Annotated in this window: 25 protein-coding genes and 1 riboswitch; of the genes, 17 read left to right on the forward strand and 8 right to left on the reverse strand. The window is 69.2% G+C overall.

All coding sequences use genetic code 11. The annotated features are described in order from the left end of the window. Positions 1 to 98 precede the first annotated feature (98 nt). Both GH681_RS14950 and GH681_RS14955 read right to left on the reverse strand, forming a co-directional pair. Complete coding sequence (locus tag GH681_RS14950; RefSeq protein ID WP_153162352.1) at positions 99 to 1136, reverse strand: SGNH/GDSL hydrolase family protein; 1038 nt, start codon at positions 1134 to 1136, stop codon at positions 99 to 101. A gap of 182 nt (positions 1137 to 1318) precedes the next feature. After that, on the reverse strand, positions 1319 to 1672 hold the full coding sequence (locus GH681_RS14955; RefSeq protein ID WP_153162296.1) for a RidA family protein: 354 nt from the start codon (positions 1670 to 1672) through the stop codon (positions 1319 to 1321). A gap of 93 nt (positions 1673 to 1765) precedes the next feature. On the opposite strand from GH681_RS14955, the gene ilvA reads away from it, so the two are divergent. From ilvA to GH681_RS14970, 3 genes are read left to right on the forward strand one after another with little or no spacing between them, the layout of a single operon-like run. Then, a complete protein-coding gene (ilvA, locus tag GH681_RS14960) occupies positions 1766 to 3286 on the forward strand; it encodes a threonine ammonia-lyase, biosynthetic (RefSeq protein ID WP_153162297.1) in 1521 nt (506 codons plus the stop codon). Between the two features lie 33 nt (positions 3287 to 3319). Continuing rightward, the gene (locus GH681_RS14965; protein ID WP_153162298.1) at positions 3320 to 4198 is read left to right on the forward strand and encodes a hypothetical protein; all 879 of its coding nucleotides are present in this window, start codon (positions 3320 to 3322) and stop codon (positions 4196 to 4198) included. Continuing rightward, positions 4195 to 4578, forward strand: coding sequence for a hypothetical protein (locus GH681_RS14970; RefSeq protein ID WP_153162299.1), 384 nt, complete (start codon positions 4195 to 4197; stop codon positions 4576 to 4578). The genes GH681_RS14965 and GH681_RS14970 overlap by 4 nt, the downstream gene beginning before the upstream one ends. Positions 4579 to 4829: 251 nt before the next feature. Here the strand turns inward: GH681_RS14970 and GH681_RS14975 are convergent, their stop codons facing one another. Together GH681_RS14975 and GH681_RS14980 are read right to left on the reverse strand one after the other, a co-directional pair. Next, entirely contained in the window at positions 4830 to 6287 is a 1458-nt protein-coding gene (locus GH681_RS14975) for a methyl-accepting chemotaxis protein (RefSeq protein WP_153162300.1), read from the reverse strand. Next, positions 6262 to 6774: a PAS domain-containing protein gene (locus tag GH681_RS14980; RefSeq protein WP_153162301.1), complete on the reverse strand. Its 513-nt coding sequence runs from the start codon at positions 6772 to 6774 to the stop codon at positions 6262 to 6264. Before GH681_RS14980 ends, GH681_RS14975 begins: the two co-directional genes overlap by 26 nt. A 165-nt stretch (positions 6775 to 6939) precedes the next feature. Next, a riboswitch (cobalamin riboswitch) is annotated at positions 6940 to 7158 on the forward strand. Between the two features lie 214 nt (positions 7159 to 7372). Between GH681_RS14980 and GH681_RS14985 the strand changes: the two genes are divergently transcribed. The 14 genes from GH681_RS14985 to GH681_RS15050 all read left to right on the forward strand — a co-directional run bounded on the left by GH681_RS14985 (position 7373) and on the right by GH681_RS15050 (position 18603). Further along, positions 7373 to 8011, forward strand: a complete 639-nt coding sequence (locus tag GH681_RS14985; RefSeq protein WP_153162302.1) for an energy-coupling factor ABC transporter permease — start codon at positions 7373 to 7375, stop codon at positions 8009 to 8011. A gap of 3 nt (positions 8012 to 8014) precedes the next feature. Next, entirely contained in the window at positions 8015 to 8815 is an 801-nt protein-coding gene (cobM, locus tag GH681_RS14990) for a precorrin-4 C(11)-methyltransferase (protein ID WP_153162303.1), read from the forward strand. Then, a complete protein-coding gene (locus tag GH681_RS14995; protein ID WP_153162304.1) occupies positions 8812 to 9699 on the forward strand; it encodes a sirohydrochlorin chelatase in 888 nt (295 codons plus the stop codon). Before cobM ends, GH681_RS14995 begins: the two co-directional genes overlap by 4 nt. 7 nt (positions 9700 to 9706) lie before the next feature. After that, positions 9707 to 10384, forward strand: coding sequence for a precorrin-8X methylmutase (locus tag GH681_RS15000; protein WP_153162354.1), 678 nt, complete (start codon positions 9707 to 9709; stop codon positions 10382 to 10384). Continuing rightward, a complete protein-coding gene (locus GH681_RS15005; RefSeq protein ID WP_228111921.1) occupies positions 10374 to 11540 on the forward strand; it encodes a cobalt-precorrin-5B (C(1))-methyltransferase in 1167 nt (388 codons plus the stop codon). Before GH681_RS15000 ends, GH681_RS15005 begins: the two co-directional genes overlap by 11 nt. Beyond that, positions 11533 to 12816, forward strand: coding sequence for a precorrin-6y C5,15-methyltransferase (decarboxylating) subunit CbiE (gene cbiE, locus GH681_RS15010; protein ID WP_153162305.1), 1284 nt, complete (start codon positions 11533 to 11535; stop codon positions 12814 to 12816). The genes GH681_RS15005 and cbiE overlap by 8 nt, the downstream gene beginning before the upstream one ends. After that, a complete protein-coding gene (cobI, locus tag GH681_RS15015; RefSeq protein WP_153162306.1) occupies positions 12813 to 13589 on the forward strand; it encodes a precorrin-2 C(20)-methyltransferase in 777 nt (258 codons plus the stop codon). Before cbiE ends, cobI begins: the two co-directional genes overlap by 4 nt. Before the next feature lie 31 nt (positions 13590 to 13620). Continuing rightward, complete coding sequence (locus GH681_RS15020) at positions 13621 to 14397, forward strand: cobalamin biosynthesis central domain-containing protein (protein ID WP_153162307.1); 777 nt, start codon at positions 13621 to 13623, stop codon at positions 14395 to 14397. A gap of 4 nt (positions 14398 to 14401) precedes the next feature. Then, a complete protein-coding gene (locus GH681_RS15025; RefSeq protein WP_153162308.1) occupies positions 14402 to 14803 on the forward strand; it encodes a cobalamin biosynthesis protein in 402 nt (133 codons plus the stop codon). Next, positions 14800 to 15783 carry a precorrin-3B C(17)-methyltransferase gene (gene cobJ, locus GH681_RS15030; RefSeq protein WP_153162309.1) on the forward strand — a complete coding sequence of 328 codons (984 nt, stop codon included), beginning with the start codon at positions 14800 to 14802 and terminating at the stop codon, positions 15781 to 15783. Before GH681_RS15025 ends, cobJ begins: the two co-directional genes overlap by 4 nt. Then, entirely contained in the window at positions 15780 to 16124 is a 345-nt protein-coding gene (locus GH681_RS15035; RefSeq protein ID WP_153162310.1) for a ferredoxin, read from the forward strand. Before cobJ ends, GH681_RS15035 begins: the two co-directional genes overlap by 4 nt. A gap of 137 nt (positions 16125 to 16261) precedes the next feature. Then, entirely contained in the window at positions 16262 to 17518 is a 1257-nt protein-coding gene (locus tag GH681_RS15040) for a hypothetical protein (protein ID WP_153162311.1), read from the forward strand. 11 nt (positions 17519 to 17529) lie between these two features. Beyond that, positions 17530 to 17955 carry a hypothetical protein gene (locus GH681_RS15045; RefSeq protein WP_228111922.1) on the forward strand — a complete coding sequence of 142 codons (426 nt, stop codon included), beginning with the start codon at positions 17530 to 17532 and terminating at the stop codon, positions 17953 to 17955. A gap of 111 nt (positions 17956 to 18066) precedes the next feature. Continuing rightward, a complete protein-coding gene (locus GH681_RS15050; RefSeq protein ID WP_153162312.1) occupies positions 18067 to 18603 on the forward strand; it encodes a DUF2058 domain-containing protein in 537 nt (178 codons plus the stop codon). A gap of 339 nt (positions 18604 to 18942) precedes the next feature. Here GH681_RS15050 and GH681_RS15055 read toward each other — a convergent pair whose 3' ends face one another. The 4 genes from GH681_RS15055 to phnE form a co-directional block, all read right to left on the reverse strand. Then, entirely contained in the window at positions 18943 to 19413 is a 471-nt protein-coding gene (locus tag GH681_RS15055) for a hypothetical protein (protein ID WP_153162313.1), read from the reverse strand. Positions 19414 to 19667: 254 nt separating this feature from the next. Beyond that, positions 19668 to 20351 (reverse strand): SDR family oxidoreductase, encoded by a 684-nt coding sequence (locus GH681_RS15060; protein WP_153162314.1) that lies wholly within the window; start codon positions 20349 to 20351, stop codon positions 19668 to 19670. Positions 20352 to 20396: 45 nt separating this feature from the next. Continuing rightward, positions 20397 to 22061: an AarF/ABC1/UbiB kinase family protein gene (locus tag GH681_RS15065; RefSeq protein WP_228111923.1), complete on the reverse strand. Its 1665-nt coding sequence runs from the start codon at positions 22059 to 22061 to the stop codon at positions 20397 to 20399. A gap of 98 nt (positions 22062 to 22159) precedes the next feature. Then, the gene (phnE, locus tag GH681_RS15070; protein ID WP_153162315.1) at positions 22160 to 22927 is read right to left on the reverse strand and encodes a phosphonate ABC transporter, permease protein PhnE; all 768 of its coding nucleotides are present in this window, start codon (positions 22925 to 22927) and stop codon (positions 22160 to 22162) included. Positions 22928 to 23012 lie beyond the last annotated feature (85 nt).

Consider the following 23012-nt stretch of genomic DNA (forward strand, 5'->3'; position numbering starts at 1 on the left):
CTTCTGTCGAAAAACAAAGCCTTACAGCGGGAAGGGAAAAGCAGAACGGCCCACCCCGGAAGGGGCAGGCCGTTCGACAACAGGGCTGCTGGAGAGGTTCAGCCGCGCATCTGGCGACGCCGCAGGAAGCCCATCATGCCCAGCCCGGCGAAGAGCAGCGAGAGGGTGGTGGGCTCGGGGACGGCCAGTGCATCGTAGGCCAGCAGGGCCAGCCGGTTGTGCAAGGCCTGGGACGGATGCATGTAGTCGAAGTACATGTAACCGCTGGCGTCGGCGCAGGTGGTCGGGGTGCCCCAGCCAGGCCGCGGCGCGCCGTCGGGATCGCCGGTGTAGCAGGCGTGGGTGGTGTCGGTGAAGCCGTAGGCGGCGGGGTCGTTGGTCACCTTGGTCTGCTCGGTGAAGACGTCGAACAGGGTGATGTCGAGCGCCGAAAAGGCTGCACTCCCCACCAGGCCCGCCAGGGCCGAGTTGAAGCCGACGCTGGCCGACTGGGCGATGCTGCTCAGGAGCGGACTGCCGGCATAACGGATGACCGGGGTCTGGGAGAGGTCGGGCAGGTTGAGCACCAGGAAGTGCTGGGCGCCATTGAGCCCCAGCGCGCCGATGGCCGAACCGATGGCCGAGATCGAGGTGCCGATCTGGGTGCCGATGGCCGACGGGCTGCCGCCCATCGCCACGGTGGTGATGCCGTCGGAGACGTTGTTCGCACCGGCCCACAGCACGTAAAGCGCGTTGGGGTCGGCGGCGCCCGCGTGACTGCTCACGTAAGACGTCACCTGCTGGTTGAACGACAGACCACCCAGCGGCACCAGCGCCGGCGTGATGCCATCGACCCGCGCGCCGCCGTAGGCGTAGTTGGTGCCACCCGCCACCGAAGGCGTGACCGAGAGGCCCATGAAGCTGGCCATGTAGTCGATGTAGTTGTAGCCGTTGGTGAAGCGGCCGGAGGTGGTGCCGTTGGTGAAGATCGAGGTCCGGGGCACGGCGCCACCGGAGATCAGCGCGTCGTTGCCGACGTCGGAGAGGCTGTCGCCGAAGACGTACATGGCCGAGTAGGGCCCGGCCTGGGCGAGGGATGCCGAAAAGGCAAGGGCGATGCCGGCGGCACCAACAATAAAGCGCTGACGCAAAGTCATGACTACCTCCCGGGAGCAAGTTGGATGGCGGGCAAACGCCCGCTCACCCCTCTTCGGGGGGCTTTCCCCTGCGACGCGCCCAATTCGACACTATAGGCAGGGGACGAAAGATGTAAAGGCAGCAAAAACCCAATATGGGCTAGCCATGCCGCCATGCTGACGGGAAGTGCCCGCCCGCGTCCTCAGCCCACCGCAGCCTGCACCGCCACCTCCACCCGCCAGCCGGGGTTCGCCAGGCGGACCACCTGCACACAGGCGCGGCACGGCGCCGTGCCCGCCGGCACCCAGGCGTCCCACACGGCATTTACCGCGTCGTAGTCGGCCATGTCAACGAGATACAGCGTGGCCATCAGCAGGCGATCCTTGCCGCTGCCGGCGGCGACCAGGTAACGCTCGAGGCTGGCCAGCATCTGCGCCGTCTGGGTTGCCACGTCGGCGGTCTCGTCGGGGGGCACCTCGACGCAATGCACCACGCCGTTGTGCACGCAGAAATCGGAGTAGCGCCGGGTGGTGCCGGCCCGCTGGATGTCGCTCATGGATGCTCCCGGAGAAAAACCCGTATGTTGCAGTGCAGTTCGTCCGGCTGCTACCCTTTGATGCTTCCCCAGCCGACAAGCACAGGTTCAGCCATGAGCGCGCAGCACCCCGACTACCTCCAGAAGATCCTCACCGCCCAGGTGTACGACGCGGCGATCGAGACGCCCCTCGACCTGGCTCCGAACCTGTCGGCGCGCATCCACAACAAGATTTGGTTCAAGCGCGAGGACATGCAGCCGGTGTTCAGCTTCAAGCTGCGCGGCGCCTACAACAAGATGGCCAGCCTCAGCCCGGCGGCCCTCAAGCGCGGGGTGATCTGCGCCTCCGCCGGCAACCACGCCCAGGGCGTCGCGCTGTCGGCCAAGAAGCTCGGCGTGCGCGCCGTGATCGTGATGCCCACCACCACCCCGGCGATCAAGATCGACGCGGTCAAGCGCCACGGCGGCGAAGTCGTGCTGGCCGGCGAGAGCTACTCCGACGCCTACGGCCACGCCAAGGAACTCGAAAAGACCGAGAAGCTGACCTTCGTCCATCCCTACGACGACGTGGAAGTGATCGCCGGCCAGGGCACCATCGCGATGGAGATCCTGCGTCAGCATCCCAAGCCCATCCACGCGGTGTTCTGCTGCGTGGGCGGCGGCGGCCTGCTGGCGGGCGTCGCGGCCTACATCAAGCGCGTGCGCCCCGACATCAAGGTGATCGGCGTCGAGACCGTCGACGCCGACGCCATGACCCAGTCGCTGGCCGCCGGCAAGCGCATCGAGCTCGCCAACGTGGGCCTCTTTGCCGACGGCGCGGCGGTCAAGCTGGTGGGCGAGGAAACCTTCCGCCTGTGCCAGGAATACGTGGACGAGATGATCCTGGTGGATAACGACGCCATCTGCGCCGCCATCAAGGATGTGTTCGAGGACACCCGCTCGATCCTCGAGCCCGCCGGCGCACTGGCCGTGGCCGGCGCCAAGGAATACGCCAAGCGCCACGCCCTGAAGGACAAGACCCTGGTGGCCGTGGCCTCCGGCGCCAACATGAACTTCGACCGCCTGCGCTTCGTGGCCGAGCGCGCCGAAGTGGGCGAGCAGCGCGAAGCCGTGCTGGCCGTCACCATCCCCGAGAAGCCCGGCTCCTTCAAGAAGTTCTGCAACCTGCTCGGCAACCGCAACATCACCGAGTTCAACTACCGCTACGCCGACGCCAACCGCGCCCACATCTTCGTCGGCGTGGGCGTGCACAACCGCGCCGAGGGCGTGCGCATCACCGAGCTGCTGCAGCGCCACGAGCTGCCGTGCCTGGATCTGACCGACGACGAGATGGCCAAGAGCCACATCCGCTACATGGTCGGCGGCCACGCGCCCCAGGCAGAAAACGAAGTGCTGTACCGCTTCGTCTTCCCCGAGCGCCCGGGTGCGCTGCTCAACTTCCTCGACACCCTGCGCTCCGACTGGAACATCAGCCTGTTCCACTACCGCAACCACGGCGCCGACTTCGGCCGCGTGCTGGTGGGCATGCAGGTGCCGGCAGCCGACCGGGACGCCTTCCAGGGTTTCCTCGACAAGCTGGGCTACGAATACGTCGACGAAACCGCCAACCCGGCCTACAAGATGTTCCTGGGCTGAAGGATCGGGATGAAGTTCCTTGGAGAGACATGAATGGTCGGTTCGCGCATACCTGACAGCCTTTTGAATCCGGTTGAACAGCAAGGCTTCGATTTCGGAATCTCGTCTCAAGCACCGTATGCCGTTCCGGGCCCGCTCGGCATCTATCAAGCCTCGCCCGGGAGCCCCCAGTTTCTCCCGCGGGCGCAAAAGGTGCTGCTCAGCCCGGCTTTCCGAGAGTCTGTCCAGATTACCAGCAGCATGACTGCGCCAATGGCATGGGATGCGTATTGGCGGTTAGCGTACGATCACGCCGACAAGGTATTGCAGGTGCAGGCCAATGAACTCCTTCGGCGCGGGAACATCACCAACATCGAGTTTGAGGAAATGGTCCGGGCGCGTAACACATTGGTCGAAGAGTTTCGAAAGCCGTTGACTCCTTTCGCCAAGCAGTATTCGGAAATTCTGAAACCGGGTTCCAAGCTCCCGCAGCCGAGCGATTTGCTGGCCCGAAAGGGCAGCATCGAAGCCGTGCTGGAAAGTGTCGGCAAATCACGTGCTACCGTTAATCGGTTGAGCATGGTGTTTCGCGTGGCGGGATCGACCCTGATTGTTCTGGACATCACAGTGACGACCATGGTCGTGATGCAGGTGCCTTCGGAACAGCGCGGTCGTACGGCTGCACGTGAATACACAGGCTTGGGCGTTGGTGCGGCAGGTGGTGTCGGCGGTGCGTGGGCCGGTTGCGTTTCCCTGGCGGCCCTGGGATCGCCAACCCTGGCTGTACCGGTCGTTGGTGAGGTGACCACGGGGACGTTGTGTGTTGTCGGCGGTATTTTGGGCGGACTCGGAGGTGGCTGGATTGGGCGCGAGACCGGGAAAGCCGCGGGTGAAGCCGCTTACGATTTTGTGACGACGTTCAGATGGGAATGATCGCGCGCTACCTCAAACGCCTGGCTGCCTTGATTCGGCGGGGGCGAGTCGAAGCGCTGGCGGTTTCGGCTGACGCCGCTGGCGTGTCGATGGGTAGCGAGCGGGTGTCGTGGTGTGACGTGCGTCGTCTGGATGCCTGCAAGCGCGACATCTACGCTGGCGAATTGCTTTGTCTGGTGATCCTTGCCAAGGATGGGCGCGTGTATGAATTCAACGAGGAAATGCCAGGCTGGCAGGCGCTCGGCGAAGCGATCGAGCGTTACCTGCCAGAATCATTGTCCCGCGCCGAGTGGGCAATGAAGCTGATTGCCGCGCCGTCGGGCGAGGTGGTGGCGGTTTTTCCCGCGGCTCGAACGGAGTGGTTTCGGGTACGGTCGTGATGCACGGCTTGACCCTGGGCTGACCACCGCCACGCAACGAGGCCGGCAACTCGGACAAACGCCGGCCGACTCGGACCCAACACCTTCCGGCTCAAGCCGCCGCCGGCAGGCATCTCGCCTCTGCGCTCAGGTGCTTCGACCACCGTCTCGAACTGCATGTGGCTCCCGGTTGATCGCGGGCCAGACGCACAAGCCTTGCTGCAGTTCCGCGAGCCCAGCACAACCCAGCCGACTACGGGGCTCCTGAACCTTCAGGCCCGCCCGGCGTGCTTGTCGGCGACGAACTGGTCGAGCAGCTCCATCACCTGGCGGCTACCGGTTTCCATGTTGTTGAGCTCGTCCACGATCTGCGACTGGATCGTGGCGTCGTTCTGCCAGTCCTTTTCGAGCAGCGCCAGCACCCGGTGGGCACTGTCGTGCACCAGCGCGTGGGGCGCCTCCAGCTTGCCGTAGGCCGGCAGCTGCCCGAACAGAGCCTTCCCGTCGCCCCGGTACCAGCGGCCCAGGCGGCACTCCTCGTGGCCGACCGCCACCGGCGCACCGTGTTCGCAGTCACCGTCGCTGTTGAGCGACAGATAGGTGCGCTGCTTGTAGATCATGTGGTCGAGCTTCACCAGGGTCGCGAAGCTCTTGTCGTGTACCTCCGCGGCCTGGTGTTCGGTCTGGCTCGCCGCTGTCGCAAAGCGCCCGAAGGTGGCGGCCAGATCGCCCACCACCTGCTGCGAACACGCAGTCATCTCCTTCATCTCGCGGGCATTCGACTGCATCGCCTCGCTCTGGCCGATCAGGCCCTGCATCACCTCGCCGATCGACTGGGATGCGCCGCGGGTCTTTTCGGCCAGCTTGCGCACCTCGTCCGCCACCACCGCAAAGCCGCGGCCCGATTCACCGGCCCGGGCCGCCTCGATCGCCGCGTTGAGGGCCAGCAGGTTGGTCTGGTCGGAGATCTCGTTGATCAGCGCCACCGACATCGCCACCTCGCGGCTGCGGGCGGTCATCTCGTCGATGGCCGACGCCACCTGCAGGATGCGCGTGCCGATGCCGTCGAGCTGCGACACCACCTCGGTCACGGTGCGCTGACTCTCGCCCGCCTCGCTGGCGGTGGCCGTGGCGGTCGCCGCGGCTTCGTGCATCTGAGCGGTGATCGCCAGCATGTCGGCCTGGTTGCCGGTGAGGTTGTTGATCAGGTTGCCGGCGTTGAGCATGCCGGCGTTGCTCAGCAGCAGGGTCTTCATCTGGCCGCGCAGATGGGCCGCCATCGACGCCAGCAGGGTGTTGTGGGCGGTCATCGCCGCCTGCAGCCCGCCGTGCAGGCCGGAGCGCTGGCCGATGCGCGCGTAGCGCCCGTCCATCTGCGCCCGGAAGGCGCTTTCGGACTCGCGGAAATACGCCTCCAGCTGGTCGAGCAGATCGTTCATCGCCCACCCCAGCCGGCCGATCTCGTCCTGATCGCCGATGCCGGTGATGCGCGACGAGAAATCCCCCTCGCCGACCTTCCCGGCCAGCGCCAGCAACCCGTCCAGCGGCGCCAGCGCCTGCCGCAGCCGGCGCAGCCCCCAGGCGGCAAGCGCGACGCCCGCCACCAGCCACATCAGCATCAGCGGGTGCGATCCGCCGACGAAGAACCCCGTCACCAGCGCCGCCAGCAGCAGCGCCGCCTGGCCCCACAGGAGCAGCGCCAGCCTAGAGCGCAAGGACGAACTGTTCATAGCCCCTCCCGTTGAGCGCCTTCATCAGCACCGCGGTGCCCGCCTCGATGGCCCGCGCGGCCCCGGCCGCCGCTTCGGCAGCGGCCATCTCCCGGTACAGCGCGCTGGCAGCGGCCACCGCCTCGCGTTGCGGCTTGCGGCGCACCGAGGTGTAACCGACGATGCCGCGCTCCCCGTCCCGGTCCGGCGTCACGGTCGCCAGCACCCAGTAGAAGCTCCCATCCCTGGCCATGTTCTTCACGTAGCCGATGAACTCCTGCTCCGCCGCGATGTGATCCCACAGCAGCTTGAACACCGCCCGCGGCATGTCCGGGTGGCGGATGATGTTGTGCTGGCTGCCCAGCAGCTCGGCCTCGGTGTAGCCCGATAGCGCGATGAAGATCCGGTTGGCGTAGAGGATGCGGCCCTTTGCGTCGGTCTTGGTGACGATGAAATCATCGTCACCCAGCGAACGCTCGACCGTCGTCGGCGAAACCCTCGGTTTCATGTTGTCCCTCTTCCTTTTTGCCCGCGCTGTCCGCGGTGTTTTGTCTGGCCTCGGTGATCGGACCTGTAGTGCGTTGTCGGCACTGCCCGAACCGGGCTGAAGGCAGGATTCATAAAAAGCCGGCCCATCGGCACGAAGGCTTGCCGCGTCGTAGCACATGCGGTTAGACTCCGCCCCGTTACGGGTGCCGAGCCTGCGTCTGCAGGCAAGGTGAAACGGGAAGTCCGGTGACGTCGGGAGCACGCGCTCCCTGGCCATTCCGGCGCAGCCCCCGCTGCTGTAAGCCTGACGAATCTGCTCAACGCCACTGTGCTCGCGCACGGGAAGGTCGGCAGAAGAGGATGAAGGCGAGCCAGAAGACCGGCCTGTGACGTTTTGGTGTGGTATTGGCCCCGGGGTGTGGGCAGAGCCGACCGATGGGCTTGCCCGATCACTGTCCGTCCGTTCCCGTTCCATCCGCCTTTCCGGAACCACGTCCGCCATTGGTCTTCGCCTGCCCGGCCCGCCGGCCACCGGTCCGTCTTTTCGTCTTTCGCTGCTTCTGCGCGCCCCCTGATGCCTTGCCGCACTTCGTCCAATCGTCACGAAGGGAAGCAAGATGCACATCGAACCGGGGTACGTCGCCAGTGCCAAGATCCTCGCCGCCAACGCCGCCGCCGTCGCCCTGCTGGGCAGCCAGTCGGTCCACCTCCTCAAAGCGCCGCAGCTGATCGTCCGCAGCCTGATCGCGGCAGTCGCCTTCACCCTGTTCATGCAGGCCTTCCACCTGCCGGTGGGCCCGTCGGAGCTGCATTTCCTCGGTGCGATGCCGCTCTACCTGGCGCTGGGCTTCGTGCCGACGCTGTTCGGCTTCGCCCTCGGCCTGCTGGCCCAGGGGCTGATGTTCGCGCCGGCCGACCTGCTCCACCTGGGCGTCAATACCCTCTCGCTGGCCCTGCCGCTGGTGCTGGTGCATGCCACCCTCGGCCAGCGCCTGCGCGCCGCCGACACGCGGCCCACCCTGCGCAGCATCCTCAAGCTCGACGCGGCCTTCTACGGCGGCGTCACCCTGATGGTCGGCTTCTGGCTGGCCATCGGCGAGGTCGCCACACCGCTCAGCGCCTGGCTCTCCTTCGCCTCGTCCTACGCCGCCATCGTGGCCGTCGAGCCGATCCTCACGCTGCTGGCGGTGCATGCCATCGCCCGCCGCCAGCACAGCGCGGTGGTGCGGCTGTGCTTCCAGCATCAGGCAGCCTGAGCCATGACCGGCAAGGTCTGGTTCGTGGGCGCCGGCCCCGGCGACCCTGAACTCCTCACCGTGAAGGGGCGGCGCCTGCTCGAAAGCGCCGGCGCGATCCTCTACGCCGGCTCGCTGGTGGATCAGGCGGCCACCCTGTTCGCCCCGCAGGGCTGCGAGATCCGCGACTCGAAGGACATGACCCTCGAGGAGATGACCGCCTGGCTGCTCGACCAGAGCGCCCGCCACGCCTGCGTGGTGCGCCTGCAGACCGGCGACCCCGGCCTCTACGGCGCGCTGGTCGAGATGACCCGCCCGCTCACCGCCGCCGGCGTCGAGTGGGCGGTGGTGCCCGGCGTGTCGTCGGCCTTCTCGTCGGCCGCCGCCGCCGGCGAGACCCTGACCCTGCCGGAAGTCACCCAGACGGTGATCCTCACCCGCGTGGCCGGGCGCACGCCCATGCCGCCGGGCGAGGAGCTCGAAGCCCTCGCCGCCCACCGCAGCACCCTGTGCATCTTCCTGTCGATCACCCTGCTGCATGAGGTCCAGCGCGCCCTGCGCGCCGCCGGCTGGGCCGAGGACGCGCCGATCCTGGTCGTCCAGAAGGCCAGCTGGCCCGGCGACGAGAAGATCGTCCGCGGCACCCTCGCCGACATCAAGCAGCGCTGCCAGGCCGAGAAGATCGCCAGCCAGGCCATGATCATCGCCAGCCCCACCCTGGGCGCCGCCGACTGGCCGACCCTCGCCCGCTCCAAGCTCTACGACCCCGCCTTCGCGCACCGTTTCCGCAAGGCAACGCCCCGCGCCCCGGAGAACCCCGCATGAACGACACCACGATCCTCCTGGTGGGCCACGGCTCCCGCAACCGGGACGGCAACACCGAGATCCTCCACTTCGCCGCCCAGTGGCGCGAGCGTCACCCCGCCTGGCGCATCGAAACCTGCTTCATCGAGCACGCCGACGTGCTCCTCGACGACGGCCTCGACCGCGCCGCCGGCGACGCCCGCCACGTGCTGGTGATCCCCTTCATCCTCAACGCCGCCGGCCACGTGAAGATGGAGCTGCCCGCCGCCATCGAAGCCGCCCGCGCCCGCCACCCGGCCGTGCACTTCAGCTGCGCCCGCCACCTGGGCATGGGCCGCGAGATCCTCCAGGTGCTGCAAGGCCAGCTCGACCGCCTGATGAAGGCCCTCGACATGCCCGACCCGCAGACCACCGGCGTGATCCTCCTCGGCCGCGGCTCATCCGACGCCGGCGCCAACGGCGAGCTCGCCAAGATGGCCCGCTGGCTGTTCGAGGACAACGACTTCGAGCTGGTGGATCTGGCCTTCACCGGCGTCACCTGGCCGCGCCTCGAAAGCGTCGTCCAGCGCCAGGTGCGTCTGGGCATGACCCAGCTGGCGATCGTCCCGGTGTACCTCTTCACCGGCGTGCTGATGGAGCGCATCAAGGCCCAGGTGGCGCGCCTGCACGCCCAGTACCCGCAGATCGCCTTCGCGCTGGGCACCCACTTCGGGTTCGACAAGGGCGTCTTCGACCTCCTCGACGCCAAGGTTGCCGGCCACGCCCTGCCCGAAGGCGGGCTGCTCGAATGCGACGGCTGCAAATATCGCCAGGCCGCCGAAGCCGAACACCTCCACGACCACAGCCACACCCACCTCCCGGGCCACGACCACGCGCACGTCCACCCCGTCGCCGTCCATGCCTGATCCCACCATGCGCACCGCCAACATCGTCACCGAACAGCTCACCGCCGCCGGCCGCGCCATCGAGCACGACTCCTTCGCCATCATCGACGCCGAAACCGGCCCCCACGCCTACAGCGCCGACCAGTGGCCGCTGGTGCGCCGGATGATCCACGCCAACGCCGACTTCGAGTTCAACGGCCTCACCACCTTCCACCCCCGGGCGATGCAGGCCGGCCTCGCCCGCATCCTGGCCGGCGGCACGCCGGTGGTGGCCGACGTGGAGATGATCTGCGTCGGCCTCTCGCGGCCCCGCCTCGAACACTTCGGCATCACCACCCACCAGTTCATCTCCGACCCCGACGTGATCGACGCCGCCCGCCGCGAAGACACCACCCGCGCCGTCCAGGCCATGCGCAAGGCCCACCGCCTCGGCCTGCTCGACGGCGCCATCGTCGGCATCGGCAACGCCCCCACCGCGCTCATCGAGGTGGTGCGGCTCATCCGCGAGGAAGGCGCGCGCCCCGCGCTGGTGGTCGGGATGCCGGTCGGCTTCGTGTCGGCCGCCGAATCCAAGGACCTGCTGATGACCGTCGACGACGTGCCGTGGGTGGCGATCCGCGGCCGCAAGGGCGGCTCGACCCTGGTCGTCGCGGCCATCCACGCCCTCCTCGGCCAGGCCGAGGAACACCAGCGCAATGGCCGCTGAGATCGCCATGACCGGCCACGCAGCCCCCGAAAAAATCCGCAAGGGCGACCCGAAACGGGATCGCGGCAACCGCACGGGCTTCTCCACCGGCGCCAATTCGGCCGCCGCCGCCGCCGCCGCCGCCCTCGGGCTGGTGCATGGCCGGGTGCCGGATTTTGTGGACTGCGTGCTCCCCAACACCCAGCGGGTGCGCTTCCCGATCTGCGACGGCTGGACCGACGGCCAACGCGCCCGGGCGGTCAGCATCAAGGACGCCGGCGACGACCCCGACGCCACCAACGGCGCCCACCTCACCGTCGAAGTCGAGCGCCTGCCCGGCGCCTCCGGGCAGATCGTGCTGCGCGGCGGGCCGGGGGTCGGCATCGTCACCAAGCCCGGCCTCGGCCTCGACGTGGGCGGCCCGGCCATCAACCCCGTCCCCCGCCGCAACATCGGCGACAACGTGCGCGCCGCCGGCAGCCCCATCCTCGACGCCGGCGACGGGCTCGCCGTGACCATCTCGGTGCCCGGCGGCGACGAGATGGCCAAGAAGACCCTCAACGCCCGCCTCGGCATCCTGGGCGGCATCTCCATCCTCGGCACCACCGGCATCGTCCGGCCGTATTCCACCGCCGCCTTCCGGGCCAGCGTGGTGCAGGCCGTGGACGTGGCCGCCAACCAGGGCCACACCAGCGTCGTCTTCACCACCGGCGGACGCACCGAAAAATGCGCCATGCGCTGTTACCCGGCCCTCGACGAAGCCTGCTTCGTGCAGATGGGCGACTTCGTCAAGGCCGCCTTCCAGACCGCGGTGAAGCAGCGCATGCAGCACATCATCGTCGGCGCCATGGTCGGCAAGCTCACCAAGATCGCCCAGGGCCTGTCGGTCACCCACGCCTGGCGCGAAGAGATCGACCGCGAGCTGATCGCCTCCGCCGCCGCCGAAGTGGGCGCCCCACCCGATCTGGTCGCCGAGATCCGCGCCGCCGAAACCGCCCGCTTCGCCGCCGAAAGGCTGGCCGAACTGGATCTGGCGGTGGCCTTCCACCGGGCGCTCGCCGAGCGGGCCATCCGCAGCCTGCGCCAGCGCTACCCCGGCCCCCACCGCCTCACCGTGCTCGCCTGCAATTTCGAGGGCGTCCCCATCGTCACCGTGGAGGAACACGAACTTGTCTGAACCCTGTGCCCTCATCGGCATCCTCGACGACGGCTGGGCCGGGCTGGGCGAAACCGCCCGCAACCGCCTGCGCTCAGCCCAACTGCTGATCGGCGCCCGCCGCACGCTTGAACTCGTTGCCCCCCACCTCCCCTCCCGGGTGAAACAACGGGCGATGGACGGCCAGCTCGGCCGTGTCCCCGAATGGGTCCGTGCGGCGCTGGCTGCCGGTCAGCCCAGCGTGGTGCTCGCCACCGGCGACCCCCTGTGCCACGGCATCGGCGCTTTCCTCATCGGCCGGCTCGGCGCCGACGGGGTCGAGGTGCTGCCCGCCGCCTCCACCCTGCAGCTCGCCTTTGCCCGCCTCAAGCGGCCCTGGCAAGCGGCGCGGATCGTCTCGGTGCACAGCCGCGACGCCGGTGAATGGACACCCGGCGCCACGCCCGACCACGGGCTCTACCCCCTCGTGCGCGCCGCCGCCGACGCCACCCTGATCGGCGCCTTCACCAGCCCCGAGAACAGCCCCGACCGCATCGCCCGGGCCCTGATCGCCGCCGGCCACGGCGCCGACTTCCAGCTCTCGGTGGCCGCCAGGCTGGGTCTGCCGGACGAAAGCGTAGAGGCCGACCTGCCGCTGGCCGACGCCGCCGCGCGCCGCTTCCCCGACCCCAACATCGTCGTGCTCACCCGCATCACGCCGCCCGAGCCCCGCGCCGTGTTCGGCTTCGACGACGCCGACTACATCCAGCGCACGCCCGAGAAAGGCCTCATCACCAAGCAGGAAGCCCGCGCCCTGTCCCTCGCCAAACTGGGCCTGCGGCCCGACAGCCGGGTGTGGGACATCGGTGCTGGCTCCGGCTCGGTGGGCCTCGAAGCCGCGCGCATCGCCCACGCCGGCCACGTGTGGGCAATCGAAAAGAACACCGCCGACGCCGCCAACGCCCGCGACAACGCCCGCCGCCTCAAGGCCAGCAACTACACGCTGGTCGAAGGCCGGGCGCCGGACGGCCTCGACACCTGGCCCGACCCCGACGCCGTGTTCATCGGCGGCTCCGGCGGCGAGCTCGCCGGGCTCATCCGCCTCATCCTCACCCGCCTGCGCCCCGGCGGCCGGCTGGTGATGAACTTCGTCACCCTCGAAAACCTCGCCACCGCCACCGCCGCCCTCAGCGACGCCGGCGCGACGTGGGACGTGGTCCAGCTGCAAGCCTCCCGCAGCCAGCCCATCCTCGACATGCACCGCCTCGCCGCCCACAACCCGGTGTGGATAGTCTCCACCCGCAAGGACGCTCCATGACTACACCCACCTGCGGCCGCCTGATCGGCGCCTCCCTCGGCCCCGGCGATCCGGCACTCATCACCCGCCGCGCCTGGGCCTGCCTCAGCGGCGAGGCCCGCTGGCTCTACCCGGTCAAGAAGGCCGAGGAATCCTCCTACGCCCTCGGCATCGTCGAGCGCGGCGGCCTCGCCATCCCCGCCGACGCCGAAGCCCTGGTCTTCCCGATGACCCGCGACCCGGTGGCCCTCGCCAAGGCGTGGAGCCGCGCCGCCACCCGCACCGTCGCGCTGCTGCGCGAAGGGCGCGACCTGGTCTTCCTGGTCGAGGGCGACGCCTCCACCTTCTCCACCTTCGGCCACCTCGCCCGGGTGGTGCGCGAGCTCGCCCCCGAGGTGGAGGTGGAGACCATCCCCGGCGTGTCGTCCTTCGCCGCCGCAGCGGCCGGCACCGGGCTGACCCTCGCCGAAGAGGACGAAACCTTCGCCGTCATCCCCGCCGCCTACGGCGTGCCGGTGATCGAGCGCCTCCTCGACGAGTTCGACACCCTCGTGCTGCTCAAGGTCAAGCCGCTGCTCGACGAGGTGCTGGCCCTGCTGGCCCGCCGCGGGCTCCTCGCCACCAGCTGCTTCATCGAGAAGGTTGGCTCACCCGACGAACGCATCGTCCGGGACGTGGCAAGCCTGGCCGGCGAAAAGGTCAACTACCTTTCCCTATTGCTCGTCCAGAACCCCAAGCGGGTGCGCGGCGAGCTGCGCCGCGGCTGCCGCAAGCGCGCCACCGAAACGGCCTGATTCCCCACCCACCTTTTCCCGCCGCCCCGCCATGACACCCCACCTGCCCTTCCCCCACGACCGCATCGCCGTCGTCTCGATCACCCGCCACGGCATCGCCGTGGCCGGCCACGTGGTCACCGCGCTGCCCGGCGCGCGCCTCTTCGCCCCCGAGAAATTCGCCGCCGAAGCCCACGCCGCCGCCCCGGGCGCCGCCAGCTGCTACGCCGGCAAGACCGCCGAGCAGATCCCCATCCTGTTCTCCAACTTCGACGGCATCGTCGCCATCGTGTCGCTGGGCGCGATGGTGCGGCTCGTCGCCCCGCATCTGGGCCGCAAGGAATCCGACCCCGGCGTGGTCGTCATCGACGAGGCCGGGCGCTTCGTCATCCCGATGCTCTCCGGCCACCTGGGCGGCGCCAACGCCCTGGCCGGCCAGATCGCCCACGCCCTCGACGCCACCGTCGTGCTCACCACCGCCTCCGACGCCCGCCAGACGCTCGCCGTGGATCTCCTCGGCCGCGAGCTGGGCTGGACTTTCGAGGCCAGCCACGACGAGATCGTCCGCGCCAGCGCCGCGGTGGTGAACGACGAACCCGTCGCCCTCGTCCAGGAAAGCGGCAGCGACGACTGGTGGCGCGGCCACGCCAACGGCCGCAGCGGCCCCCTGCCGGCCAACCTGCAGCGCTTCGCCCGCCTCGAGGACGTGGACATCGCCCGCTTCGGCGCCGTGCTGTGGATCAGCCACCGGCCCCTCCCGGCCGCCCTCGCCGCGCCCCTCGCCGGCAAGCGCGTGATCTACCGCCCCAGCGGGGCGCACTGCGGGTGATCCGGTGAGCAGCCCGATCGCCCTCGGCCTCGGCTGCGACCGGGGCACGCCGGCCACCACCCTCGTGTGGGCGGTGGTGGATGCCCTCGCCCGCTGCGGCGCCAGCCTCGCCGACGTGGCCGCGGTGGCCAGCATCGACCTCAAGGCCGATGAGCCCGGCCTGCACGCCCTGGCCGACTGGCAGGGCTGGACGATCCGCTTCTACCCCGCCGCCGCGCTGGCCGCCGTGACCGTACCCCACCCCTCCGAAACCGTCCGCAAATACACCGGCACGCCCTCGGTCTCCGAAGCCGCGGCGCTGCTCGCGGCCGGCGCCGGCATGGATCAGCTGATCGTCGAAAAACTCAAGTTCCGCGGCCCCGACGGCCGCAACGCCACCGTCTCCATCGCAAGGATTCCCCAATGAGCGACACCTCCACCCCGTCCGGCGGCCGGATCATGCTGGTGGGCCTCGGCCCCGGCAGCCACGCCCACCTCACCGCCCGCGCCCGGGCGGCCATTGCCGAAGCCGACACCGTCATCGGCTACGTCACCTACATCCGCCTGGTGGCCGACCTGCTCGAGGGCAAGGAAGTCATCAAGAAGTCGATGACCGAAGAGCTCGACCGGGCCATCGAAGCCTTCGAGCGCGCCCGCGCCGGCAAGAAGGTCGCGCTGATCTCCTCCGGCGACGCCGGCGTGTACGGCATGGCCGGGCCCACCTTCGAGGTGCTGTTCCAGGCCGGCTGGACGCCCGACAGCGGCATCGACGTGGAGATCATCCCCGGCGCCTCGGCGCTCAACACCTGCGCCGCGCTGGTCGGCGCGCCGCTCACCCACGACTTCTGCGCCATCAGCCTGTCGGACCTGCTCACCCCGTGGCCGACCATCGCCCGCCGGCTCGACGCCGTCGCCCACGCCGATTTCGTCGTCGCCCTCTACAACCCCAAGAGCGGCCGCCGCACCCGCCAGATCGTCGAAGCGCGCCGCCTCTTCCTGCGCCACCGCCGCCCCGACACACCCGTCGCCATCGTCAAGTCGGCCTACCGCCCCAAGCAGCGCATCGAATTCACCACCCTCGAGAAGATGACCGAGTGCGACATCGGCATGCTCTCCACGGTGCTCATCGGCAACTCCAACACCTTCATCCGCCACGGGCTGATGGTCACGCCGCGGGGCTACAGCAACAAGTACGACGTGGACAGCGGCACCACCCACGCCGGCGAACAGGCCGGGCGATCGCTGTCCACGGGCCTCGACGGCTGGCTCGCCGGCCTCTTCGCCAGCGGCCTCGGCGCCGCCGAGCTGGCCGCCCTCCACCGGCTGCCCGAGGACTACATCGCCGCCCTGCTGGCCGAACCCCTCGCCTCCGAGCCCGCCGACGAACCCACCGGAGCCGACGCATGAGCGAACCCGTCAAACCCCGCATCGGCGCCTACCGCCGCCACCTGCTGGTGTGCACCGGCCCCCGCTGCACCACCGACGGCCAGGCCCAGGCCCTCTTCGACGGCCTCGGGCCCCGGCTCAAGGCCGCCGGGCTCGATGCCGGCGAGGTCCGCGTCAAACGCACCCGCACCGCCTGCTTCGCCGCCTGCAAGGGCGGCCCGATCCTGTGCGTGCAGCCCGACGGCACCTGGTACTACGGCGTCACCGACGCGGTGATGGAGCGCATCATCCACGAGCACCTCGTCGGCGGCCGGCCGGTGGATGAACACGTCTTCCACCAGAGCGACCACGACGGCGCCTGACGCAGCGCCATCCGCCGGATCGAGCCGGGCAGGGCACGATCCGGCGGACCCCCGGCGCATAAGCCATGCAGGAATCGGCGGCAGCACGGATAATCCCGTCCCCGAGCGGGCTACCCGCACCGCATCCAGTCCTGCCCATGAGAACGCCCACCGCCCTGCTACTGGTCGCCATCGCCGTTTCGGCGCCGGCCTCTGCCGTCGACTACTCCACCGCCGTGTTCGGCACGCTGGGCTACGCCCGCTCCGATCATCCCTTCGCCTATCAGCGCAGCATCGACGACAACGGCACCTTCCTGCGCGACAGCGTGCTCGGCGCACAGCTCGACATCCGCGTCTCACCCGAATGGAGCGCCACGCTGCAGGGCCGGCTGGCCCCGGCCAACTTCACCGACGACCGCCTCGACGCAACCCTCGCCTGGGCCTTCGTATCGTGGCGGCCCAGCAACGACTGGCAGCTGCGGGCCGGCAAGCTGCGCATCCCCGGCTACCTCCACGCCGAGAACATGGAGGTCGGCGCCACCTTCGACTACGCCCGGCTCCCCGCCGAAGTGTATTTCCTGTCGTCCATCGTCGATTTCATCGGCGGGTCGGCCTTGAAGACCTGGGCGACCGACAGCGGCGACCTCAGCCTCGAGGCCTACTGGGGCCGCAACAACGGCTACTGGCGCCAGTACTTCCGCACCAGCTACCTGGGCATGAGCCCGGCCGGCGATTACTACCTGCCCATCACGCTGGAGGTCCGCGGGCTGTCGCTCGCCTTCCACCGGGACGAGGACGTCTACAAGTTCACCTACTACCAGATACGCGACCGGCAGCGCTCCGGTTACCGGTGGGTGGTGCCGACCCTCGAGACACCGGCACCCGGCGTGAGCTACTACAACCTTGTCCCCGGCGGCCCCGAAGAGATGCGCCTCAGCGTGCTCGCCCTGGGCGCCGACGTCGGCATCGGCAACGGCTTCCGCCTGGCGGGCGAGGCCGTCCAGTGCAAGACCTTCGACATCCCCAGCGTCTTCAACATGACCGGCGGCTACCTTGCCCTGCGCAAGCGGATCGGCCAGTGGACGCCCTACGTCTATCACGCGCGCCTGCGCTCCAGCGGCGCCCAGCTGGATCTCCACCGGGCCCTCGACAACCCCACCATACCGGCCGCCGCCGACCCCACCGGCTTCATCACCGCCATGCAGAAATCCGGCGCCGACGCCTTCGGCGCCTACGACCAATACACCTGGAGCATCGGCACCGCCTACGCCCTCACCCCCACCAGCAAGCTCAAGGCCGAATGGAGCCAGACCCACGTGGGCGCCGCCTCCAGCCTGGTGGATACCCCGGCCGGCGAGCGCGCGAGCCACCAGCGCTTCAACGTACTGTCCCTCTCCTACAGCTTCGTCTTCTGAAGGTGCCGAACATGATCCGGCACACCATCCTGTTGCGGCCCCTGCTGCCCCTCCTGCTCCTGCTGATCGCCCCGGTGGCGGGCGCCGAGGGCATCGCCATCATCAGCCACGACCCCCTGCCCCGGGTCGACACCACCGTCATCCGGCGCCTCTTCACCGGCAAGGTGGTCGAGATCCGCGGCGTATCGGTGAGCCCCATCAACCTGCCCGCCGGCCACCCGCTGCGCACCCGCTTCCTCGCCACCTTCCTGGGGCAGGACGAAGATCACTACACCAGCTACTGGACGGTGCGCCGCTTCGTCGGGCTCGGCTCGCCCCCGGTCGAGCTGCGCACCAGCGCCGAAGTCATCGCCTACGTCCGCACCAATCCCGGCGCGGTGGCCTACATCGACGCCGACGAGGTGCCGGCGGGCATGAACATCCTGCAGCAGAAGTAAGCCGGCGTCGCCAGGGGCGACGGCCCCCGCATTTTTGCTATCCTGCCGCCTTCCCGCCGGCCGGCACCGCAGCCCGCGCCGGCCAACTTCATCTCACGGGGTGGCGCACACATGGCCTCTTTGCAGGAACAATTTTTGAAAGCCGGCCTGGTCGACAAGAACAAGGTCAAGCAGACCAACCAGGACAAGGCCCGGCAGAAGAAGATCGAACGCCGCACCGGCACCGAGAGCGTCGACGAGGCCCGCCTCGCCGCCCTCGAAACCCAGCGCAAGAACGCCGAGCGCGCCCGCGAGCTCAACGCCCAGCGCGACGCCGCCGCGCTGCAGAAGGCCATCGCCGCCCAGATCATCCAGATGGTCAGGCAGAACCGCCAGGACAAGGGCCGCGGCGACATCGCCTACAACTACACCCACGACGGCAAGATCAAGCGGATGTACGTCTCCGCCGCCGTTCAGGCCCACATCGTCGCCGGGCATCTGGTGATCGTCTGCCAGGGCGAGAGCGCCGAGCTGGTGCCCAAGGTCATCGCCGACAAGATCGCCGAACGCGACCCGAACATCGTCGTCCGCGTGAAGAAAGCCAGCACCGAAGTGGACGAAGACGACCCCTACGCCGCCTTCCAGGTGCCGGACGACCTGATGTGGTGAGCGACCGGCAGACGGTGGCGGGCCACCCCCTGCCACCCCTGCACCTCAGACTGCCAGCGCTGCATCTCGAACATCCGACCCTGCATGTCCGACCCGCAAACGCGGACCTCAGACCGGCAACCATGCCCCTTTCTGGTGCACGGTCGGACCTCCGACCTGCATGCATGGACCTCTGAGGTCCGGCGTTGCACCTCCGAGGTCCACGCGTGCGCCTCAAACCCGCAACCCTGCACCTGAAACTGCCACGCCTGCACTTCGAACTGCCAGCGTTGGCAGTCTGACTGCCAACCCCGGCGGTCACAGGTCCGACCCCGCCGCAACGGGGCCGGGCATTCCCCCTCAGGACGCCGCCGGCCCCCCTGCGCCGCGCCCGCCCTTGCCAAAACGCACCGCCGCGTGGGCCCGCAGCTCGTCCAGCGCCGTGCCCTTGCCCGCCGACTTGGCAAAACGGTAGCCATCCAGCGCCGCGTTCATGATGTCGCTGCCCAGGGCCATCTCGGTATCCTCCGCCCGCACCGCCAGCGCCGTGATCCGCAGGAACACCGGCCGCAGCTGGTCCAGCGCCCGGATGTCGGCCCCAAACTCCTCCACCGAGAACGAGCGCGGCAGGATGTCCGGGCTCTGCACCAGCACATCGTGGGCCTTACGCGCAAAGGTCTCGGATTTCGGACCCATCTTCACCAGCTCGCCGCGCTCCGCCACCGACAGGGAGATCAGCCCGTCGAGGTGTTTCTCGAGCGAGGCCAGGGCGGCCTCGATCTCCTTCATCGCTTCGTCGGATACGGACAGGGAAACCAGATTCTGGGACATGGGAAAACGCCTCCTCGCGGTTGTCGATATATGTCAAATGCACGCCATGGTGCGGCCGGCATTCTAGTGGCGAGGGGGACATGCTGGCAATTCAATTGCCATAAATGGATGATCCGGACGCCCCCCGCGCGGCCGAGGGAGGCGGCCACGCACCGACGATGGGAGCTTCGGCCGTGGACCTCGCAGGCCGGCGGCATGGCCATGCCCGGCGGGCCGCCCAAGCCCGGCCCGGGCTCAGCTGCCGCAGCCTTCCGCTAGCGCGGGACCCACCCGCCGCACACCGGAAACACCTGCCCCACGAAGCAGTTGGCGGCGTCGCTGCACAGGTAGGCGGCAAACTCGGCGTCCTCGTTGGCGCCCACCAGCCGGCCCAGGGGCACCTCGCGCTTCAGGCGTTCCTGGAAACGCGGGTTGGCCTGCACTTCGGGCGGGAAGTAGGTGGGGTTATCGACGAAGTTCTGGGCGATGGCATTGACCTGCACGTTGTGGGGCGCCACTTCCACGCCCACCGCCTGCACATAGGCAAGCTGGGCGCCCCGGGCGGCGCTGTAGCTGGACGCGCGCTTCATGCCGCGCAGGGCCGAGGCGCTGCCCATCACCAGGATCTTGCCGGCACGCCGCTCGATCATCGCCGACAGCACCGCCCGGCACAGGGTGGCCAGCGGATGCACCAGCGCGGCGAAACAGTCCTGCCACTCGTCGTCGGTCACATCCGTCACCGCGGTGGTGGGCGCGGTGATCGCCAGATTGGCCACCAGCGCGTCGATCTGCCCGGCCCTGGCCACCAAGGCCTCGACGGCACCGGGCGCCCGCAGGGGATCGGTATCGCGGATCACCACGGCGCCGTGGCGCTCGAACACGTCGCACAGCACCGGCCCCATGAACTGGTCGGCGTGGGTGATGAGCACCCGTTTTCCCGTCAGCATCGGATTCGACATTGCCGCTCCTCCTGTCTTCGGTCAGAAAAACCTTGCCGGGCCGGATCAGCGCCCGCCGCGCCACACCGACACCAGCACCCACAAGCCGCCCAGCATCGCGCCCACAAAGCCCAACAGGCCGATCAGCGACACCGAATCGCTGCGATTGACGGTGAGGGCGATGGACGAGCCGACGATCAGCGCGGCGGTGACGATGCCCATCGTCAGCCGGCTGGCGGCCCGGTCGAGCTGGTCGCCGAAGGCCTTGAGGGGCGGCACGTCCACCTCCAGCTTCAGGCTGCCCCGGCGGGCGATGCGCAGCAGGCGGGCCAGATCGTGGGGCAGCCCGGCCAGCAGATCGGCCACTGACACCAGCCCGCGCCAGCCGCGCCGGGCGATGGCGTCCGGCGCGTGGTGGGCGAGGATCACCTCGCGCAGATAGGGCGCGGCCTCGCCGGCGATGTCGAAATCCGGGTCGAGCTGGCGGCCGAGGCCTTCGAGGGTGATGAAGGCCTTGATCATCAGCGCCAGATCCGGCGGCAGGGCGAGGCCGTGCTCCCGCAGGATGCCCACCACGTCGCCCAGCATGGCGCCGAAATCCAGCTGCCGGAGGGGCACGCCGTGGTACTCATCCACAAAGCGGTCGATGTCGGCGCGCAGGGATACGCTGTCGGCCTCGGCCGCGTCGCTCCAGCCCAGCAGCACCTGGGTGACCAGCCCGCCGTCCCGGTCCACCAGCCCGTGGAGCAGCTCGGCCACCTCGTAGCGCCGGGCCTCGGGCAGCCGCCCGACCATCCCGAAGTCGATGAAGGCGAGGCGGTTGTCGGGCAGGTAGAACACGTTGCCCTGGTGCGGATCGGCGTGGAAGAAACCGTCCTCCAGCACCATCTTGAGCACCGCGCGGGCACCCCGCCGGGCCAGCAGGCGCCGGTCATAGCCTTCGGGCAACGCCGTCACCGCACGCCCGGGCACGCCCTCGATGAAGTCCTGCACGTTGAGCCGTTCGCCCGACCATTGCCAGTGGATGCGCGGCACGACGATCTCCGGCTGATCCACGAAGCTCGCCGCGATGCGTTCGGCGTTGCGCCCTTCGGCCGAGAAATCCAGCTCCCGGCGCAGCGAATGGGCAAACTGGCGCACCACCTCGCGGGGGCGATAGCGGCGCAGGTCCGGCGCCTCGGCCTCGACGATCTCGGCCAGCCGGGCCAGCAGCCGCAGGTCGGCCTCGATCACCGGGCGGATGCCGGGCCGGCGCACCTTGAGGGCAACCGGCGTGCCGTCCGCCAATTTCGCCCGATGCACCTGGGCCAGGCTGGCCGCCGCCAGGGGCGTGGTGTCGAGTTCGGTGAAGATGTTTTCGGGGAGATCGCCCAGGTCTTCGGCGAGCTGGGCGCGGATGGCCTCGAAGGGCACCGCCGGCGCCGCGTCCTGCAGCTTGCCGAACTCGGCGATCCATTCCGGCGGAAAGAGATCGGCCCGGGTGGCGAGGATCTGCCCGAGCTTCACGAAGGTGGGGCCGAGCTCCTCCAGCGCGCGGCGCACCCGGGCAGCCGGTTCGAGCCGGGCAATGTCGTCCTGCCCGCGCAGATGCAGCACCTTGCCGGCCCGCTCCAGCGCCCGCGCCATGCCCAGGCGCTGGACGAGATCACCGAAGCCGTAGCGGATCAGCACCGCGGCGATGTCATGGACGCGCCCGAGATCGCGGGCGGCACCGAGGGCTTCCCACAGCATCAGCGGCGGCTCCGGCGTGAGGGGTAAGAAGGCGGATGGAGGCGACTCATCGCCCAAGGGTAATCCAGATCGAAAGCCCCCGGGAGGGGTATGCGCGATCAGGCCTTGCGGCGCAGCCAGGCGCTGGCGCCATCCACCGCGATGGCCATCGCCAGCATGGCGAGGATCACGGTGCTGGCCTCGGCCTCGTGGAACAGGGACAGGCTGTAGTACAGCAACCCGCCCAAGCCCCCGGCGCCCACAAAGCCGAGGATCGCCGCCATCCGGATGTTCATCTCCCAGCGGTACAGGCTGTAGGCCAGCCATTGGGGGGCGACCAGCGGCAGCGTGCCGTAGAGGAAGGCCGCGACCGCCGGCGTGCCGCTGCCGGCAAGCGCCTCGGCCGGGGTCGGCGGGGCGTTCTCCAGCGCCTCGGCAAACAGCCGGCCGAGCACGCCGGTGGTGTGGAGCGCCAGCGCCAGGGTGCCCGCAAACGGCCCGAGGCCCGCCGCCAGCACCATCAGCGTGGCCCACACCAGCTCGGGCACCGAACGCAGCAGATTGAGCACGAAACGCGCGACGCGACGCACCGCCCGCCCCTGCCGTCCGGCCGCCGGCATCGCCAGCAGCGCCCCGGCAACGGCCGCCAGCAGCGTGCTGACCAGCGAGATCGCCAGCGTCTCCAGCGCCGCGCCGCCCACCTTGGCGAGGAAATCCGCCGACAGATCCGGCGGGAAGAAGCGCTGCACGAAAGCCACCGCCTCGCCCACCGCGGCGCCCGTGAACAGCGCGCCCAGCGGCATGTCCAGGTAGGCGAAGCTACCCGCCACCGCCGCCAGCACCAGCACGATCGCGGCGAGGCCGCCGAAGGTGACGCCGGGTTTCATCGCGGCCCCCCGGCGCAAAGTGGATGACCTGTAGGTCGGACTTCAGTCCGACAGCACGCGTTGATCAGGCAGGGGTTTGTCGGAC

Origin of the sequence: Zoogloea sp. 1C4, from assembly GCF_009469605.1 — a bacterium.
Lineage (GTDB): Bacteria > Pseudomonadota > Gammaproteobacteria > Burkholderiales > Rhodocyclaceae > Zoogloea > Zoogloea oryzae.

What these genes read in the sequence shown, in the direction of transcription:
- GH681_RS14950 (WP_153162352.1), bottom strand. Translation starts at nt 1,136, where the DNA reads ATGACTTTGCGTCAGCGCTTTATTGTTGGTGCCGCCGGCATCGCCCTT.
- GH681_RS14955 (WP_153162296.1), bottom strand. Translation starts at nt 1,672, where the DNA reads ATGAGCGACATCCAGCGGGCCGGCACCACCCGGCGCTACTCCGATTTC.
- ilvA (WP_153162297.1), top strand. Translation starts at nt 1,766, where the DNA reads ATGAGCGCGCAGCACCCCGACTACCTCCAGAAGATCCTCACCGCCCAG.
- GH681_RS14965 (WP_153162298.1), top strand. Translation starts at nt 3,320, where the DNA reads ATGGTCGGTTCGCGCATACCTGACAGCCTTTTGAATCCGGTTGAACAG.
- GH681_RS14970 (WP_153162299.1), top strand. Translation starts at nt 4,195, where the DNA reads ATGATCGCGCGCTACCTCAAACGCCTGGCTGCCTTGATTCGGCGGGGG.
- GH681_RS14975 (WP_153162300.1), bottom strand. Translation starts at nt 6,287, where the DNA reads ATGAACAGTTCGTCCTTGCGCTCTAGGCTGGCGCTGCTCCTGTGGGGC.
- GH681_RS14980 (WP_153162301.1), bottom strand. Translation starts at nt 6,774, where the DNA reads ATGAAACCGAGGGTTTCGCCGACGACGGTCGAGCGTTCGCTGGGTGAC.
- GH681_RS14985 (WP_153162302.1), top strand. Translation starts at nt 7,373, where the DNA reads ATGCACATCGAACCGGGGTACGTCGCCAGTGCCAAGATCCTCGCCGCC.
- cobM (WP_153162303.1), top strand. Translation starts at nt 8,015, where the DNA reads ATGACCGGCAAGGTCTGGTTCGTGGGCGCCGGCCCCGGCGACCCTGAA.
- GH681_RS14995 (WP_153162304.1), top strand. Translation starts at nt 8,812, where the DNA reads ATGAACGACACCACGATCCTCCTGGTGGGCCACGGCTCCCGCAACCGG.
- GH681_RS15000 (WP_153162354.1), top strand. Translation starts at nt 9,707, where the DNA reads ATGCGCACCGCCAACATCGTCACCGAACAGCTCACCGCCGCCGGCCGC.
- GH681_RS15005 (WP_228111921.1), top strand. Translation starts at nt 10,374, where the DNA reads ATGGCCGCTGAGATCGCCATGACCGGCCACGCAGCCCCCGAAAAAATC.
- cobI (WP_153162306.1), top strand. Translation starts at nt 12,813, where the DNA reads ATGACTACACCCACCTGCGGCCGCCTGATCGGCGCCTCCCTCGGCCCC.
- GH681_RS15020 (WP_153162307.1), top strand. Translation starts at nt 13,621, where the DNA reads ATGACACCCCACCTGCCCTTCCCCCACGACCGCATCGCCGTCGTCTCG.
- cobJ (WP_153162309.1), top strand. Translation starts at nt 14,800, where the DNA reads ATGAGCGACACCTCCACCCCGTCCGGCGGCCGGATCATGCTGGTGGGC.
- GH681_RS15035 (WP_153162310.1), top strand. Translation starts at nt 15,780, where the DNA reads ATGAGCGAACCCGTCAAACCCCGCATCGGCGCCTACCGCCGCCACCTG.
- GH681_RS15040 (WP_153162311.1), top strand. Translation starts at nt 16,262, where the DNA reads ATGAGAACGCCCACCGCCCTGCTACTGGTCGCCATCGCCGTTTCGGCG.
- GH681_RS15045 (WP_228111922.1), top strand. Translation starts at nt 17,530, where the DNA reads ATGATCCGGCACACCATCCTGTTGCGGCCCCTGCTGCCCCTCCTGCTC.
- GH681_RS15050 (WP_153162312.1), top strand. Translation starts at nt 18,067, where the DNA reads ATGGCCTCTTTGCAGGAACAATTTTTGAAAGCCGGCCTGGTCGACAAG.
- GH681_RS15055 (WP_153162313.1), bottom strand. Translation starts at nt 19,413, where the DNA reads ATGTCCCAGAATCTGGTTTCCCTGTCCGTATCCGACGAAGCGATGAAG.
- GH681_RS15060 (WP_153162314.1), bottom strand. Translation starts at nt 20,351, where the DNA reads ATGTCGAATCCGATGCTGACGGGAAAACGGGTGCTCATCACCCACGCC.
- GH681_RS15065 (WP_228111923.1), bottom strand. Translation starts at nt 22,061, where the DNA reads ATGCTGTGGGAAGCCCTCGGTGCCGCCCGCGATCTCGGGCGCGTCCAT.
- phnE (WP_153162315.1), bottom strand. Translation starts at nt 22,927, where the DNA reads ATGAAACCCGGCGTCACCTTCGGCGGCCTCGCCGCGATCGTGCTGGTG.